The 15,309-nt window shown below is 41.1% G+C and carries 18 protein-coding genes; 9 read left to right on the forward strand and 9 right to left on the reverse strand.

What is annotated here, in order from left to right; all coding sequences use genetic code 11:
• Positions 1–3 precede the first annotated feature (3 nt).
• A complete protein-coding gene (locus tag AC1D0K_RS20830; RefSeq protein WP_477391537.1) occupies positions 4–996 on the forward strand; it encodes a LiaI-LiaF-like domain-containing protein in 993 nt (330 codons plus the stop codon).
• 182 nt (positions 997–1,178) lie between these two features.
• On the opposite strand, the gene AC1D0K_RS20835 is transcribed toward AC1D0K_RS20830, so the two are convergent.
• Positions 1,179–1,382, reverse strand: coding sequence for a hypothetical protein (locus tag AC1D0K_RS20835; RefSeq protein WP_295717688.1), 204 nt, complete (start codon positions 1,380–1,382; stop codon positions 1,179–1,181).
• A 237-nt stretch (positions 1,383–1,619) separates the two neighbouring features.
• On the opposite strand from AC1D0K_RS20835, the gene AC1D0K_RS20840 reads away from it, so the two are divergent.
• Positions 1,620–2,321 (forward strand): carboxypeptidase-like regulatory domain-containing protein, encoded by a 702-nt coding sequence (locus AC1D0K_RS20840; RefSeq protein ID WP_477391536.1) that lies wholly within the window; start codon positions 1,620–1,622, stop codon positions 2,319–2,321.
• Positions 2,322–2,507: 186 nt separating this feature from the next.
• On the opposite strand, the gene AC1D0K_RS20845 is transcribed toward AC1D0K_RS20840, so the two are convergent.
• From AC1D0K_RS20845 to AC1D0K_RS20855, 3 genes are read right to left on the reverse strand one after another with little or no spacing between them, the layout of a single operon-like run.
• Positions 2,508–3,131 carry an NUDIX hydrolase gene (locus tag AC1D0K_RS20845; protein WP_477391535.1) on the reverse strand — a complete coding sequence of 208 codons (624 nt, stop codon included), beginning with the start codon at positions 3,129–3,131 and terminating at the stop codon, positions 2,508–2,510.
• Positions 3,124–3,738, reverse strand: a complete 615-nt coding sequence (locus AC1D0K_RS20850; protein ID WP_477391534.1) for a hypothetical protein — start codon at positions 3,736–3,738, stop codon at positions 3,124–3,126. Before AC1D0K_RS20850 ends, AC1D0K_RS20845 begins: the two co-directional genes overlap by 8 nt.
• Before the next feature lie 19 nt (positions 3,739–3,757).
• The gene (locus AC1D0K_RS20855) at positions 3,758–4,507 is read right to left on the reverse strand and encodes a hypothetical protein (RefSeq protein WP_477391533.1); all 750 of its coding nucleotides are present in this window, start codon (positions 4,505–4,507) and stop codon (positions 3,758–3,760) included.
• Positions 4,508–4,633: 126 nt separating this feature from the next.
• On the opposite strand from AC1D0K_RS20855, the gene AC1D0K_RS20860 reads away from it, so the two are divergent.
• Positions 4,634–5,893, forward strand: coding sequence for an NAD(P)-binding domain-containing protein (locus tag AC1D0K_RS20860; RefSeq protein WP_477391532.1), 1,260 nt, complete (start codon positions 4,634–4,636; stop codon positions 5,891–5,893).
• Between the two features lie 50 nt (positions 5,894–5,943).
• Here the strand turns inward: AC1D0K_RS20860 and AC1D0K_RS20865 are convergent, their stop codons facing one another.
• The 5 genes from AC1D0K_RS20865 to AC1D0K_RS20885 form a co-directional block, all read right to left on the reverse strand.
• Positions 5,944–8,403, reverse strand: coding sequence for a M1 family aminopeptidase (locus AC1D0K_RS20865; RefSeq protein ID WP_477391531.1), 2,460 nt, complete (start codon positions 8,401–8,403; stop codon positions 5,944–5,946).
• A gap of 86 nt (positions 8,404–8,489) precedes the next feature.
• Positions 8,490–9,335 carry an eS24 family ribosomal protein gene (locus tag AC1D0K_RS20870; protein ID WP_477391530.1) on the reverse strand — a complete coding sequence of 282 codons (846 nt, stop codon included), beginning with the start codon at positions 9,333–9,335 and terminating at the stop codon, positions 8,490–8,492.
• Between the two features lie 15 nt (positions 9,336–9,350).
• Positions 9,351–9,983 carry an energy transducer TonB gene (locus tag AC1D0K_RS20875; protein WP_477391529.1) on the reverse strand — a complete coding sequence of 211 codons (633 nt, stop codon included), beginning with the start codon at positions 9,981–9,983 and terminating at the stop codon, positions 9,351–9,353.
• 151 nt (positions 9,984–10,134) lie between these two features.
• On the reverse strand, positions 10,135–10,983 hold the full coding sequence (locus AC1D0K_RS20880; RefSeq protein ID WP_477391528.1) for a hypothetical protein: 849 nt from the start codon (positions 10,981–10,983) through the stop codon (positions 10,135–10,137).
• A 12-nt stretch (positions 10,984–10,995) separates the two neighbouring features.
• The gene (locus tag AC1D0K_RS20885) at positions 10,996–11,550 is read right to left on the reverse strand and encodes a hypothetical protein (protein ID WP_477391527.1); all 555 of its coding nucleotides are present in this window, start codon (positions 11,548–11,550) and stop codon (positions 10,996–10,998) included.
• A 676-nt stretch (positions 11,551–12,226) separates the two neighbouring features.
• On the opposite strand from AC1D0K_RS20885, the gene rplC reads away from it, so the two are divergent.
• Genes rplC through rplV form a run of 6 tightly spaced genes read left to right on the forward strand, consistent with a single transcriptional unit; the run spans position 12,227 to position 15,304 of the window.
• On the forward strand, positions 12,227–12,844 hold the full coding sequence (rplC, locus tag AC1D0K_RS20890; protein ID WP_295717663.1) for a 50S ribosomal protein L3: 618 nt from the start codon (positions 12,227–12,229) through the stop codon (positions 12,842–12,844).
• Position 12,845: 1 nt separating this feature from the next.
• Positions 12,846–13,478 carry a 50S ribosomal protein L4 gene (rplD, locus tag AC1D0K_RS20895; protein ID WP_295717661.1) on the forward strand — a complete coding sequence of 211 codons (633 nt, stop codon included), beginning with the start codon at positions 12,846–12,848 and terminating at the stop codon, positions 13,476–13,478.
• Positions 13,479–13,480: 2 nt separating this feature from the next.
• Positions 13,481–13,771 (forward strand): 50S ribosomal protein L23, encoded by a 291-nt coding sequence (gene rplW, locus AC1D0K_RS20900; RefSeq protein WP_090643376.1) that lies wholly within the window; start codon positions 13,481–13,483, stop codon positions 13,769–13,771.
• Between the two features lie 7 nt (positions 13,772–13,778).
• The gene (rplB, locus tag AC1D0K_RS20905) at positions 13,779–14,606 is read left to right on the forward strand and encodes a 50S ribosomal protein L2 (RefSeq protein WP_295717657.1); all 828 of its coding nucleotides are present in this window, start codon (positions 13,779–13,781) and stop codon (positions 14,604–14,606) included.
• Positions 14,606–14,872 (forward strand): 30S ribosomal protein S19, encoded by a 267-nt coding sequence (gene rpsS, locus AC1D0K_RS20910; protein WP_076377419.1) that lies wholly within the window; start codon positions 14,606–14,608, stop codon positions 14,870–14,872. The genes rplB and rpsS overlap by 1 nt, the downstream gene beginning before the upstream one ends.
• A 3-nt stretch (positions 14,873–14,875) precedes the next feature.
• On the forward strand, positions 14,876–15,304 hold the full coding sequence (gene rplV / locus AC1D0K_RS20915; protein ID WP_295717653.1) for a 50S ribosomal protein L22: 429 nt from the start codon (positions 14,876–14,878) through the stop codon (positions 15,302–15,304).
• Positions 15,305–15,309 lie beyond the last annotated feature (5 nt).

The raw sequence follows: 15,309 nt of genomic DNA on the forward strand, positions 1-15,309 counted from the left end.
ATCATGAAGAGCGATAAACTAATCCCGGGTACTATCCTGGTATGTATAGGAGCCATATTTCTGCTCCACAATTTTGATATTATTGATTTCCATTGGATAAATATATTACACCTGTGGCCTATATTTTTAATTATAGGCGGGGTAAACCTGGTGTTTGCAGGTAATAAATCGCCACTGGCAACAATTTTAAAACTTAGCGTGGTAATTGCCGGTTTTGCACTATTGCTTTTTGGCCGCTTTGGCGATCGGTATAATTTTTGGCCGGGTGATTTTGTTCATTTCGATGGAAACAACAACGATGATAATGGTGATGGCGACAATGATAGCGACAGCACCAGTACCGACCACGGCGTTGTGAAAATTGAAGGCAGCAGTATATTTAATAAAGAATATACCCCAGATGCCAAACTGGCCCGCCTTAACATCAGTGGTGGCGGTACCACTTATACACTTAACGATACCACAAGCCAACTGTTTAAGGCCGAAACAAAGGAGTTTTATGGTAAGTATGAGTTTAATACCAGCAAGGAGGATTCGGTTTATGTATTAAATCTGAAGATGAAAAATAACAAAGGGTGGCATTTTGACTCTAACGACAATAAATCAAACCTCGCTAACATCAAGCTTAATCCAAATCCTATCTGGGATATTTATGTGGAAACTGGTGCAACAAAACTGGACTTTGATTTATCAAAATTTAAAATTAAAAGTGTAACTTTAAAAGGCGGTGCAGCATCATTTGGTGTAAAACTGGGTGCCCCGTTAGAAACCACCAATGTTGAAGTTGCAACCGGGGTATCCGAAGTTACCATAAGTGTGCCCAAGAATGCGGCGTGCAGCATAAATGCCAACACCGGCTTGTCATCTAACGAGTTTGAAGGGTTTGATAAAAAGAATAATAACACTTATGAAACTGCAGGCTTTGATGCAGCAAAAAACAAAATATATATCCATATGAGTGGTGGCATATCTGATTTTAAAGTAAACAGGTATTAACCACTCCCCAACCATTACCGGGACAAAACTTATATATTGCCAATTTCACCGCTTCATGAACAATGGGGCGGTTTTTTTATGGCATCGTTCGATATATGGATGCCCGATTAGATGTTTTTTATTTAGTGGCCGCTATGGTCCAGAGATTAATGATTTTTAAGCCACCGGTTTTTTTGAAATCATTAATTCCATTCTTTACGACTTTGCTTTATATGCTCCTGAAGTTTTGCAGCATCGGGAGCTGGTAACTTGCCGGCAAATTTGTCAGATAGCTTTTGTTTAGGAGAGGAAGTGTTTTTAAGCACCTTAATCAAATGCAATTTTTCAAGTTCTTTAAGTAAATTGTATGCGTGTTGATTAGTTACTTCAATCAGCAATGTATCCATCTTTGTATTTTGTAATCAAATTTACCCAAAAATAACCTAATAGTCTAAATCATATATTTGGGAAAGATTACAAATGTAATTGGTGTTTTACAGCTGTAATGAACCGGTATTTTTTCCATGTTATTTCAACTCCTGCCTCACCCTTTTGTAATTTATACACTACAAAAAGGTAAATATGTTAAATTGAAAACCATTCACACAAAAAATAGGTTTAATTTACAGCTTAAATCCACTTCTATGAAAGTAACGAGTATTATATGTGTAGCCTTTCTTTTTATTACCGCAACTGTGCATGCGCAGGATGTACTCAAAGGAACGGTGTACGAAAAAAGTAAGAGCGAGAAACTGGCTAATGTTTTTGTGAAGGACGTTAATAACAAACAGATCACTATAACAGATAATAACGGTAATTTCAGCATTCGTACCCTAACGGGTCATACACTAATATTCAATTCACCAGGTTTTGTATCCGATACATTATATGTTACAGATTTGCGGCCCAAACGCGTGGAAATGGTATCGCAAACCATATCATTGAGGCAGGTTAACGTAACGGCCACCCGCGAGGCTTTTGATCCACATAAAGAATATCCGGAAGTTTATACCAAAAGCAGGGTTTCGGTAATGTCGCCATCCACCTGGTTTAGTAAAGAGGGTAAGGATGCACGGCGGTTAAAAAGATATTTTCAGCATGAAGAAGAAGAAAGGCAGATAGATGAAGCTTTTAACGTTGATTACGTAAGAAGTGTGGTGCCACTACGCGGCGCGGAGCTGGAGAACTTCATGTCGATATACAGGCCAAGCTATGCTTTCCTCAAAAATAATAATGCACCATCAATGACAGCGTACATCAATGACGCTTACAAAAAGTACCAGGCCTTGCCCGCTAATAAAAAGGCTTTGCCAAAGTTAGGGGCGGCATCTGTGAGTTTGCAGTAAATTAGTAGTTGCGAGGTCCTAAAAGGTAAAAATGTTTTAAAGGGTTTGTCATGCTGAACGCAGTGAAGTATCTATTCGTAGACTATACAGGGCGAACATGCATAGCGAATAACAGATCCTTCACTGCGTTCAGGATGACAAAAAGTTTTTTACAATCTCTCTGTACCTTCAATGATATAAGTTACATTAATCCACTTCCGCAGTCAAATCTCCTGTTACTATCTTCTGGTATAGTAATTCAATCTGGCTTTTCAGAATCCTGTCTTCAGACAGGTCCGGGAGGTTATTGATATCGAAATACGCCACATCAAGTACATCAAAGCCCTTATTAAGGCTGCTTGAAAGTGCTTTGCAGTAAAACACCATCTTATATACATAAAATGGCTGTGGGGGATGAGGGTGCATCTTTTTATCAAATACAGCAAGCAATCGTTCGGGAACTATAGTAAGTCCGGTTTCTTCCTCAAATTCTTTGATGATCACTTCCTTTGCACTATAGCCAATATCTGCCCATCCACCCGGTAACGACCATTTGCCATCCGCGCTTTCCTTTGCCAGCAATATTTTGTTCTCCGCATTAAGCAGCATCCCGCGCACATCCACTTTTACGGTAGGATAATCGGACGGCATCGGAAAGTTTAGTTTAATATCTTCAGCGCCCCAACCAGTAACATTATCCAGCATCTTAATGCTGATATGTTGTAACTCATTGTAGCGCTCAATATCATATTCGTTTTTGGCGTAAAGTAAGCCAACATCGGCCACAGAGCGTAGTTGAGTTATAAGGGTTAAAAGTTCGGTGTTATTCATGTGGGTTATCAGGGGTGTATACACTTTTTGATTTATAGAATATGCCAACCAATAACCAAATGATTGCCACCATGTAGTCGATGTTAAATAGCAGTATACTTTGCCGTGTTTTAAAAATGAAGCCTGCTAAAAATACGCCTCCACATATCAAAACGAGTGGAAGCCAATCGGGTCTTAAAAAGAAATTTTTAAACCCAAAAAATATACAAACAAATACCAGCCCGTTATAAAGAATATCTATTACACCAAACTTTATGCTTTCAGCAAGCCCTGCTATTAAACTTTCATTTATTATCAGCGTAATTAAAAGCAAAATAAATAGCGGGATTCGGGTTATAGCAAACTGCCTATTCTGAAACAGAATATCGGTCTTATTATCGTTTCCGATAATCAATTCACCAATAGTTTGTTGTTTAAGAACCGTTCTTTTAATTTCATAGATAATGCAGACAATAAGGGCTATAATATTTACAAACAGAATTTCCCATACATTGTACAGGGTGCCAAATACAGTAAAAAACATTAAAATAATACCGATAGCCAGCATCAGCAAATAGTAATTTACCGCAACAATAAAGATATGGCTAAATGCTCTTTTGATACGCAATAATATAAATCCGAATCCCCTAACCTCTTCCTAACAATTCATCAAGCTTGTTGCGCTCGGTTTGCAGCTCACGGGCAAGTTTCTTTTCCTTTTCGTTGGCTTTTGCTTTGTAGGTTTTGTATTCTTCATCAAGCTCGTTATACAACTTAATGCGGTATTTAGCTTCGCGGCTATGTGCACCAGAACGGGCTATTACAATGGCGGCAGCCAAACCAAAAACAATAACCAAACCCCACATAACTAAGTTATAAGTGGCTTTGGTAAAGCTTACACCTAAAAGATTTATTTCATCGCGTTTGGCATTTGATTCAGAAAGGGTTTGATCTTTGGTTGCTACATCGGTTTTAAGCGTGGCTATATCCTGCGTTTGGGCGGCCAGTTTGGTTTGAGCCTCTTTAAGCTTACGGCGTTCTATTGTTAACGTATCATGCATGTTTTTCCATAATGCAGAAACCAAAGGCTGTTGGTAACGGAATAGTTTACTAAGCAGGTATTGATATTGGCCATTCAGGCTTTTATCCTTTGCCAGTGCCGAATCGGCAGCGGTTTCGCGGGGCTTAGTATAGTTTGGTTGATATGCAGTAACGGGCTTTGCACCCGCAGGAGCGGCGGCATTATATTTTACTGCCGGTTTTATAACAGCCGGTTTTGCCGTCGGCAGCTTAGCGGCAGTTTTTTTAACAGTATCCTGGGCAAAACCCATATGGCTGATGCCTAAAATAATTACTATTAAAACAGAGATACGAAATATAAAATGCTTGTTCATCATGTAAAATAGGTATCAGATTATTAACAAAACAGGATTTTAAAGGTTTTAATTATATTATCCTGAGCTTTCTGATCGCTAATGTAAGCTTTCATACGGAATTTTGCTACTCATAGTTATATTAGCGGCATGAATATAGGCATCATTGGTTTGGGCGATATGGGGCGTTTATACGCAAAGGCTTTTGCAAAAGCCGGTTACACTGTTTGTGGGTGCGATTTGCCCGAAAATCGTAATAAGCTGGAAGAGGAACTTACACCCTTTGGCATTACTATTATAGATAGGGCCGGCGATGTATCCCGCACCAACGACCTCGTTATTTATTCTGTTGAAGCCGACAGGCTGGAGCAGGTAGTGGCGGAGTGTGGTCCTTTAACCAAGTATGGGGCTATTGTGGCCGGGCAAACATCTGTAAAGCACCCCGAGATAGCCATATTTGAAAAATATCTGCCTGCAGATGTGCAGATCATTACCTTTCATGCCATGCACGGGCCGGGTTTTGATCCTAAAGGGCAAACGCTTATCCTGATACCGCATCGGTGTAAACCAGATGCCTACCAGCGGATGGTTGATTTATTTACCGCCATTGGCAGCGATATAGTGGAAATTGCTGATTACCATGAGCACGATAAAATTGTGGCCGATACCCAGGCCGTAACGCATGTAGGTTTTGAGAGTATGGGAACCGCGTGGAAGGCCGCCGGCTTTTTCCCCTGGGAAAATGCATCTTATATTGGCGGTATTGATAATGTGAAGATATTGACTACCCTACGCATCTTTAGTTATAAAGCGCACGTGTACGCGGGGCTTGCTATATTAAATCCCTATGCCCGGCAGCAGGTAAAACGCTATTCAGAATCAGAATCGGAATTGTTTAAGCTGATGATCAAGGAGGAGGCTCAAACTTTTAGGGAACGGCTGTACCGTGCCCGCGATTTTGTTTTCCACGAAAGCCGAAAACCCATTATGCTGAATGATGTAGTGATGAAAGAGTTCTCGCTATCACAAAAGCCCGAACTGCAAAAGCCCAACTCGCACCTGAGTATATTAAGTATGGTTGATGCCTGGTATCACTTAGGGGTAAATCCTTATGATAACCTTATTTGCCAAACTCCGCCTTTTCGCCTCCGATTGGGTATTGCCGAATACCTCTTCAAAAACGAGGACTTATTGGAAGAATCTATTGAAACTGCCCTGTATGATAAAACCATCCGCGGGGATGATTTGGAGTTTCACTCGGCGGTAAGAGAGTGGTCGGCTATTATTGGCTATGGCGACATGGAAGGTTATAAGAAACACTTTAACGAAGTACAATCCTTTTTCAGCCACAGGCTGGAAGAGGGTAAAGCACAAAGCGCGGAGCTGATCAGGCGGTTGATGATGGAGTAATTTTTATTTCGGAACTGGGAGTTTTGATTTAATCATATCAATAACTCCTTTTACTTCGCTTTATTAATCTCCGCTATGGCATCATCAACAACTTTTACCGATGCCGCGTCATTTAATCCGGCGCGGTTCGTTTTAACCTGTGTTAGTATCGCAATTACTTTTGGCCCCACATACTTTTTAAATTCAACTCCCAGTTTTTTGATCTCCTCAATCCCCTGCAGCACGTGTTCCTGATTTTTTAAGCGGCCTAAGTAGTTTCCAAACTTTTCGCTTAGCTTATACCTTTGTTCCTCAAAACGGCTCATATAAAAATGGTATATGTAATCCCATTTTTCATCGCCGGCATTTGCAGTATATACCGTAAATATTGCCCCGGTCAAGTCTCCTTTGTTATCTTTTTCATACAAAGGTGCAAGTGTCATTGCTTCTGCGGGGTTTACCTGGTTTATTGCCCATAACGCCGCACCCTGTACCGCGTATGATTCGCTTTTTAGCGCCTGTTTTAATAGTTCGAGGTCGGCGGGTTTTTTAAATTTGCCCAAAAATACTATTGCCTGGGCACGGGTTAAGCTTATGCTATCCTTTTGGGCTATTTCAACTATCGATGGGTAGGCCGCTTTACGGATAGTGTCATTATCCATATTTAAAGCCTGCATAGCTTTAAGCCGCAAACCGTAATACTTATCTTTCAAAGCTCCTATCAGGATCTTTTGACCGGTAATGGTTTTTTGCCCGGCTATTGCCGCGTCAATAGCCTCGTAACGATCCAGATATAGCGGTGCGCTGGCATATTGAAAATCATATTCTTCAAGGGTTTTATTATCTGTTTTTTTGGCAAGCAACAGTTTATCGCCATCAACATTTACCAGCTGTGGTTTGGAAGTTACCGGGAAAACTAAAGTATCAAGCTTTCCGCGCATCCAAATCTTGTGGCGTTCCTTTTTGCCATCTGCATAAATATCAATAGCCATTGGTAAAATAAAAGTTTGCCCGGGCTGGGTTTGCTGCAGGTAAACGGTTTGGGTTTTGCGGGTTTCGTCCCATTTATAACTAATACTCAATTCAGGGTGACCGGCGCCATAATACCACTGATTAAAAAACCAATTCAGATCCAGCCCGCTGGCTTCTTCCATTGCTAACCGGAGTTGCTGGGCTTCAGCGTTTTTAAAGGCGTTTGTTGTAAGGTAAATGTTCAACCCTTTATAAAAAGCATCGTTACCTAAATAGTGCCGGAGTATATTTAATATCCGACCACCTTTTTGATAAGTAACCCCATCAAAAACATCCTGTTTATCATTATAATAAAAACGTACCAGGTTTTTTGTTGCATTTTGAGGACTGTTAAGGTAGCCCTGTAAACCTTCATGGATGTGTTCGTCTGCGGCATCTTGCCCATACCTGTGCTCGGCCCAAAGTATTTCGCCAAGATCGGCAAATGATTCATTAAGGGTAAGGTTGCTCCAGCTTTCTGTAGTAACGTAATCACCAAACCATTGGTGAAATAGTTCATGCACGCCGCCAAAATCATTATGTACCCTGTCAATCAGTTCACGTTTGGTGGCTTGTGCCCCCTCGCCGGTAACCATGGCCGTGGTGTTTTCCATCGCGCCGCTCACATAATCGCGCACGGTAATTTGCGCGTATTTGTTCCAGGGGTAATCTACACCGGTGATTTTAGAAAAGAATCCAATTGCATAGGGTGTAAAGCCGAAAATATCCTTTGCATAAGGTGCATATTTGGGTTCAACGTAATAGTTTACTTCTTTGCCATGCCAGCTGTCCTTATATATTGAAAAATCGCCAACGGCCATCATAAACAGGTAGGGGGCGTTCGGAAGGTCCATTTTCCAGGTATCGGTACGGGTATGGTCGGTATTTGTTTTTTGCGAGGCGAGCCGGCCGTTTGATAAGGTAACATATTTGGCCGGAACGGTCATTATGATCTCACTGGTGGTTTTTTGATTTGGCTTATCAATAGTAGGGAACCAGGCCGATGAACTTTCGGGCTCTCCTTCAGTCCATATCTGTGTGGGTTTATCCTTGTCTGTACCATCAGGATTAATAAAGTATAATCCTTTTCCCTGCTTCCTGGATGTTTTTAACTCATTGGGCTTTGCAGTGTAATCGAGGTATATGGTATAGCTTTCGTTGTTATGATAAACCCTATCTAATGTAATTGCCACGGTAAGGCTATCATAACTGAATTTAAGCGGCACATTTTTACCGTATTTTATAATTGAGATGTTTTTCATGTCCATGCCTTTGGCATCCAGTCTTAAAGTATCGGTCGGGTAAAAGTGCGGTTTTAAAATAACCCATTCCTTGCCGTATAGATAGCGTTTTTTGTAGTCGAAGCTTACATTAAGTTTGGTGTGTACTAAATCATTGATCCTGGCAGGTGTTTCCCTGTATATTTTTGATAGTCCGTCTGCTGGTTTTTGTTGTGCCGCCAAGGGGCCGCTTATGAATAAAGTGCTACAAATTAAAAGGGTTAGGCAAAGCTTTTTCATATCCGTTCATTTTTTATGATGGACAAATATATGCATAGTACTATTTATAACATAGTACTATTGTAAATTAATTTTTAGGACAGAACTTAGTCTTCAAATCCAGGGAATACCATATGAAAAATGCTCCACCATTCGTGTTCAAATGAAAGGTAAAGCTTAAAAGGGCCATGGATAACTATCGTTTCATTACTTTCTAAAATGGCATTGTATTTTATATATCCTTCGGCATAGCCCATACCTGTTTCGGTCTTAAACTCGAAACCAATATCTGCAATCTTGTATTCAGGATCAGTAAAGGCATTGTAGGAATTAAAAATTTGATTCAGCTTTTCTACCAATTCAGCCTTGCTTACAGTTCTGTCACCCTTTAATATAAAAGGATCAGCAATGCACCAGCTGCGCTCATTAAGTTTTTGTGCTAACCATCCGGATAAAAATTCTTCTGCTCTGTTCCCAATATCTAATTTATGATTGGGGTGAAACTCTTCGTAAGTGAAGTGTGTAACCATCCCCGGAATATTAAAGTCATCGGTTTCCTGGTCAAACAGTTCTTCGGTGATAAAGGAATATTTAGTGCGATTGTCGTATGCTGCTATAAAATCTACCTCAATATTTTTTTGAGCTAACAAATCGGTTACTTCTTCAAAAGCCAGATCTACGAGGTGATCACTCAGTTCATCGGCCTTTTTAAAATCTGGCTTGCCTAACAGATCAAATACCTTAATGCGTTTCGCGCCTGCGTAGTTTTGTTCAAAGGCCATCACGTGTTTTAAAAATTCATTCTCAATTAGTGGGTCTAAATTTCCAGAACTTTGTGAATCTGCACCTAATTCTGCCCTTAACTTTAAACGCAGCAATTCATTTTCCATCCGCAGGTTATCTTCCTCGTCATCGTAAAGAGGATCATTTGGCATATCTTGATTGGTTTGCATGGTAAGTTTGCTTTATTATGATTTCATCTTCAATAAATAAACTTCCTTTTTGGAAGGCATTTTAAATTTCTCGATGTTATCACTGTTGTAAAACGGATCGGCTATTTCGATCTGAACTGATGGGAATTCTTTTCCGAGGATTTTTTCGGCCTCGTCAATAGTATAACATGTGCCTTTAATGTCGAAAACAAAACCGTAGTCAGATTTTTTTAGCTGCTTCATGTTTACGCTTCCTTTTGTTATCGAGAAATCAATTGGCACGGTGTATTGTACGCGCACCGGTTTGCCATCCTGTACTCCGGGCGACCATTGAGGGCTGTTTTGTAAAACAGTTACAGCCTCTGCTTCACAGCCGGCACCTATACAATTCATTGGCGTAACATTGGTTACCCTTCCGTCGCGCTCAACTACAAAGGAAAGTCTCACTTTTCCGTTAATACCTATTAAGCGGGCAACTTCCGGATATTTAACGTTCTTACTAATATATTTACCAAAAGCCTGTATTCCTCCGGGAAACTCGGGAAGGACTTCAACAGCCTTGAACCCTCTATTATTGGGAAGTTGAGTTGTATCAGTTTTTTGAGTTGATTGGGCAAAAGAAGTTTGTGCTATAAAAAAAGGGATAAGGAGCAGGTAATAAGGTTTCATGAGGTAAAGATAAATATTTGCTTTACAACAGGCCAGTGAGTGCATGGCTGAAATCGAAATATTTGAGCGGAAGATATTTTATTAGGAAACCTTACGACGCTTTAGAAGCTTCGTAAGGTTTGGAGCATTTAACAAATTCTCAAATTTCCGATTATTTAGCAGCAAATAATGTCCATGGATATGCTTTCATATCCCTTAGGTATTTGGCCTGGTAATTATATTCAGGATGTTTTTTAAAGAAGGGGGCAGCCAGGAAGTCAGATCCGCCGGGGTGGCCCATGTGTGCCCATAGCTGCATCTTGCTGGCAAGATCGGCATTGGTAACTTTACCTTGTACCGCGCCCATCGGGAAGTAGGGGCCTTCGCTCCACTCCGGGCACCCTTTTGGATCTTCGTCTATATGACCGTCAATAACACAACGGTTAAACGCGTTTTTGCCGTTTAGTGCATCATAGGTATCACCTTCAATTATCTTTCCGTTCTCCACGTCCAGCTTGCCTTTGTAATTAACGCAAACCAGTTTCTCCATTCTTAGCTTACGGGCGTTGGGCGAGTTTGTTTTATCATTTACATCAAATGTGGTTTCCTGTTTTATCAGGTTAGGATCGGCCGGGAAGTTGGAGCCAATCATGGCCGTATCTTTCGACCTCCATATTTTTTGAGTTTTAAGGCCCAGCTCCAGTTTGGCCACCTCGTTGGTTTTGGTATCGCCTATTAGCCAGTCGTTAGCATAACCTCCGTTATTATCTGTGCTCATGATCTTTATTACATCATCAATGCTGTTACTGTATTGAGCTGCTTTACGGGCACGCACAAACTCGGGTGTGCGGGTGGTATCAAAACCATTAAACCCGGTAATGGTAGTTTCTGTGATCAGGATGCCGGTGCTTGTTACCACAAAATCGTCCCCGCTGTGAATAAAGCCGGGCGCGGTGTCCATTAATATATGGTTTCCTTTTTCGGGTACAATATCTGCTATAACATTCCAGCGCTCGCCCACAATGTAATCGGTTCAGTTATTATGGCCAATCACAATTTTACCATCTTTAGCATAACGACCGGTTGCTATAAATGCGCTGCAATTGCCTGGCGCTTTGTTGTTGCCGCTACCCGGTTTGGCTTTGTTCATGAGGGTGGGTACATAATATTGCGCCAGCTCAATGTTGGCATTAAGGGCTGTAATATCCAGCGTATCGTATTTTAAACCTTTGGCTTGCAATCCCTCCGTAATACCGCGAATCTCGTCCTGGTACTCCTTATCTATCTTTTTCCATAAAAAGCCCGCCGCTGCTTTGCGGTAAAATGCCCAATCCTTTTTACTGCTATAGGGCAGGTAGTACTGCATTACCTTTATTAAGGTATCAATCTCCTTTGATAGCAGGTAGCCGTGCTGGTAACCAATATCGGCAGGGGAGCCCGCGAGGTGTACGTAGATCCAACCGTTTTTATCCTCACGGGTAGCCTTGCCCATGCGGTCCACGGCAGTTTTTTCTGTTGATTTTTGCTTGCAGGCGAATAACAGCGTTGTGATCAGGATGATGGAAAGGGTTTGGGTAATGTGTTTCATCGTGTTTAACTGCTTAATTGTTAGATGGATGAATATAGGGAAAGAAAGTTGCGCTTGCAATAGGGGGGAATTAATCCATTAATAACGCAGGTGATTTACCGGTGGACGTACACTGTGGAGTATTGCTTTGAAAATTCCCCGCAATAGGGATGGCAGCGAATACCGGCCCGTGGTTAATGCCATGTGTAGTATAAGCGTACAGCCCGGGCCGCAGGCATTGCCATTAATTAGATAATGGACTTTTGGACAATGGAGCAAGGACTTTGTAAATATGCCAACACACCCCTCCGCCTCTCTAAAGAGGGGAATCGCTCATGACCTCCACTTTTCATCCGATACGCAGCGTTAATAAGCAAGCCTTTTTAAAATTTTGTTCATTCCTTAATTCAGAAAATTCTGATCCAGGCAAATCCTACGCCGCCTGTCAATCGGGGGATTACTTTGCGCGTCGCGATGATGTGGGAGGGAAATAAATCAAGCGAATTTGAATCACTTAATCCCCAATCAAATAACTCAAAACCGCCTGTTAAAACACGTATATAAAATTTATAAAAAAATAACTCACTAACTATTTGATTATTACTACAAAGTTTCTATCTTTGCCGTCCCTTTCGGGGGGAATAATATGTCTTGAACGAAGCCCTACTGCTTCGATGGACACAAACAAATTAAGAAAATGTCAGGAATTATTGGTAAAAAAGTAGGAATGACCAGCATTTTCGATGAAACAGGGAAAAACATTCCTTGTACAGTAATCGAAGCTGGCCCTTGCGTGGTAACACAAGTTAAGTCTGTTGAATCAGACGGATATGCTGCTGTACAGCTGGCATATGGCGACAAAAAGGAAAAAAACACTTCTGGTCCGTTAAAAGGACACTTCCAAAAAGCCGGTACAACTCCAAAGCGTAAGCTTGTTGAATTCAAAACTTTCGAGGACGAAAAATCATTAGGTGATACTATCACTGTTGAGATTTTCGCTGCGGGAGATTTTGTTGATGTAGTTGGTACTTCAAAAGGTAAAGGATTTCAGGGTGTGGTAAAACGTCACGGTTTTGCGGGTGTGGGTATGCAAACTCACGGTCAGCACAATCGTTTACGTGCGCCAGGATCTTTGGGTGCGTCATCGTGGCCGTCTCGTGTATTTAAAGGCATGCGCATGGCGGGTCAAACCGGAAACGTTCGTGTTAAAACACAAAATTTACAAGTTGTAAAGGTTTACGCTGAGCAGAATCTGTTGGTTGTTAAAGGTTCCATCCCCGGAGCTAAGGGTTCATTCGTAATAGTGGATAAATAAGATGGAAGTAAACGTATTAAACGTATCAGGTAAAGAAACAGGTGCCAAGGTGCAGCTTCCTGAGTCGGTATTCGGTATTGAACCAAACGATCACGCGATCTATCTTGATGTTAAGCAGTATTTAGCTAATCAGCGTCAGGGTACACACAAATCAAAACAGCGTAACGAAATTGCAGGTTCAACCCGCAAATTATATAAACAAAAAGGTACAGGTGGTGCCCGTGCAGGTAGCGTTAAATCTCCATTATTTAATGGTGGTGGTCGCGTTTTCGGTCCGCAACCACGCGATTACAGTTTCAAGTTAAACAAGAAACTTAAATCACTGGCTCGTAAATCGGCTTTATCATACAAAGCAAAGGATAACAACATTTTAGTATTGGAAGATTTTAACTTTGATAACATCAAAACTAAAACTTACATTAAAATGGAAGCTGACCTGAATGTTACTAATGAAAAAACATTATTAGTAGTAGCAGCAGCTGAAAACAACAATGTGTATTTATCAAGCAGAAACCTGAAGAAAACGAAAGTAATTTCAGTTGAGCAGCTAAACACTTATGATGTGTTAAACGCTGGTAAACTGTTATTAACTACAGGCGCTGTTAAAACTTTGGAGGAAGCATTAGCTAAGTAATTATGGAAATTTTAAAGAAACCCCTACTTACTGAAAAAGTAACTCAATTAACCGAGAAACTTAACCGTTATGCTTTCAAAGTTGATCACAGAGCAAACAAGATTCAGATTAAAGGCGCCATTGAGGCAATGTATGGTGTAAACGTTAAGGCGGTAAACACTATGAAATACGTCGGCAAACTTAAAACTCGCAATACTAAGGCAGGCGCCGTATCTGGCCGTGCTGCTACGTATAAAAAAGCGATCATTACGTTGAATGACGGTCAAACAATTGATTTTTACAGCAATATATAATTAAGAGATGGCAGTAAAGAGATTTAAACCGGTTACCCCCGGTACCCGTTTCAGAGTTGATGTATCTAATTCAGATATTACAACAAACGTTCCTGAAAAGTCGTTAGTTGAATCAGCCAACACAAGATCGGGCGGGCGTAACAATACCGGTAAAATGACTATGCGCTACATGGGTGGTGGTCATAAACAAGCATATAGGTTAATTGATTTCAAACGTAATAAATTTGACATCCCTGCAAAAGTTGCAACTATTGAGTATGATCCTAACCGTTCTGCACGTATAGCACTGTTACATTTTGTTGATGGTGAAAAACGATACATGATCGCTCCGGAAGGCTTAACAGTTGGAACGATGGTTGTAGCCGGCGAGACAGCTACTCCAGAGGTTGGTAATACCATGCCTTTGAAGAACATCCCGTTAGGTTCTATCATTCACAACATTGAGTTAAACCCTGGCCAGGGTGGTGTTATTGCCCGCAGCGCTGGTACTTACGCTCAGCTTTCAGCACGTGATGGTAAATATGCCATTATTAAATTGCCTTCAGGCGAAACACGTATGATACTGTCAACTTGTTTGGCAACTATCGGTACCGTTTCAAATGGCGAAAGAGCAAACGCGGTGTTAGGTAAAGCAGGCCGCAAACGTTGGTTAGGCCGCAGGCCGCGTGTTCGTGGTGTTGCCATGAACCCGGTAGATCACCCTATGGGTGGTGGTGAGGGTAGAGCCTCAGGTGGTCATCCACGTTCACGTAAAGGTTTGTTAGCTAAAGGCTACAAAACACGTGACAAGAAAAAAGGGTCTGATCGTTATATCATTGAAAGAAGGAAAAAATAATGGCACGTTCAATTAAAAAAGGACCTTATATTGATCATAACCTGGAAAGAAAAGTTCTTACCTTGAATGAATCAAGCAAAAAATCAGTTGTAAAAACATGGTCACGTCGTTCCATGATCTCTCCTGATTTCGTTGGTCACACATTCGCAGTACACAATGGTAACAAGTTTATCCCGGTGTATGTAACAGAAAACATGGTTGGTCACAAGCTGGGAGAGTTTGCTCCAACCCGCACATTCCGCGGTCACGCAGAAAAGAAAAAATAAGGCATGGAAGCAACAACTAAAATCAAAAAGTCTGTATTGATCAGACAGCAAAAAGAAGCTGCGAAAGCCCAGGTAGGCGGCGCTTCTGTTGCCAAGCTACAGAACTGCCCAACTTCACCGCGCAAAATGCGTTTGGTGGTTGACCTGATCCGTGGTGAAAACGTTGAGAAAGCGTTATACATATTAAAATATACTAACAAAGAAGCTGCAATTCGTGTAGAGAAACTTTTGTTATCAGCTATTAAAAACTGGGAAGCAAAAAACGAAGGCAAACGCGTTGAAGATAGCGCCTTATTTGTAAAAGAGATTTCAGTAGGTGGTGGCCGTCAATTAAAAAGACTGCGCCCTGCTCCGCAAGGAAGAGGGTACCGCATACGCAAACGCTCAAACCATGTAACACTGATTGTGGATAGTAAAAACGATAATAATTAATTTGA

It is taken from the genome of Mucilaginibacter sp. P1_A3 (genome assembly GCF_056406855.1).

Coding starts and splice junctions, on each gene's coding strand:
- rplD (WP_295717661.1), top strand. CDS start 12,846: ATGGAAGTAAACGTATTAAACGTATCAGGTAAAGAAACAGGTGCCAAG.
- AC1D0K_RS20855 (WP_477391533.1), bottom strand. CDS start 4,507: ATGATGAACAAGCATTTTATATTTCGTATCTCTGTTTTAATAGTAATT.
- rplC (WP_295717663.1), top strand. CDS start 12,227: ATGTCAGGAATTATTGGTAAAAAAGTAGGAATGACCAGCATTTTCGAT.
- rpsS (WP_076377419.1), top strand. CDS start 14,606: ATGGCACGTTCAATTAAAAAAGGACCTTATATTGATCATAACCTGGAA.
- AC1D0K_RS20875 (WP_477391529.1), bottom strand. CDS start 9,983: ATGAAACCTTATTACCTGCTCCTTATCCCTTTTTTTATAGCACAAACT.
- rplB (WP_295717657.1), top strand. CDS start 13,779: ATGGCAGTAAAGAGATTTAAACCGGTTACCCCCGGTACCCGTTTCAGA.
- AC1D0K_RS20860 (WP_477391532.1), top strand. CDS start 4,634: ATGAATATAGGCATCATTGGTTTGGGCGATATGGGGCGTTTATACGCA.
- AC1D0K_RS20830 (WP_477391537.1), top strand. CDS start 4: ATGAAGAGCGATAAACTAATCCCGGGTACTATCCTGGTATGTATAGGA.
- AC1D0K_RS20885 (WP_477391527.1), bottom strand. CDS start 11,550: ATGAAACACATTACCCAAACCCTTTCCATCATCCTGATCACAACGCTG.
- AC1D0K_RS20870 (WP_477391530.1), bottom strand. CDS start 9,335: ATGCAAACCAATCAAGATATGCCAAATGATCCTCTTTACGATGACGAG.
- rplW (WP_090643376.1), top strand. CDS start 13,481: ATGGAAATTTTAAAGAAACCCCTACTTACTGAAAAAGTAACTCAATTA.
- AC1D0K_RS20840 (WP_477391536.1), top strand. CDS start 1,620: ATGAAAGTAACGAGTATTATATGTGTAGCCTTTCTTTTTATTACCGCA.
- AC1D0K_RS20865 (WP_477391531.1), bottom strand. CDS start 8,403: ATGAAAAAGCTTTGCCTAACCCTTTTAATTTGTAGCACTTTATTCATA.
- rplV (WP_295717653.1), top strand. CDS start 14,876: ATGGAAGCAACAACTAAAATCAAAAAGTCTGTATTGATCAGACAGCAA.
- AC1D0K_RS20835 (WP_295717688.1), bottom strand. CDS start 1,382: ATGGATACATTGCTGATTGAAGTAACTAATCAACACGCATACAATTTA.
- AC1D0K_RS20845 (WP_477391535.1), bottom strand. CDS start 3,131: ATGAATAACACCGAACTTTTAACCCTTATAACTCAACTACGCTCTGTG.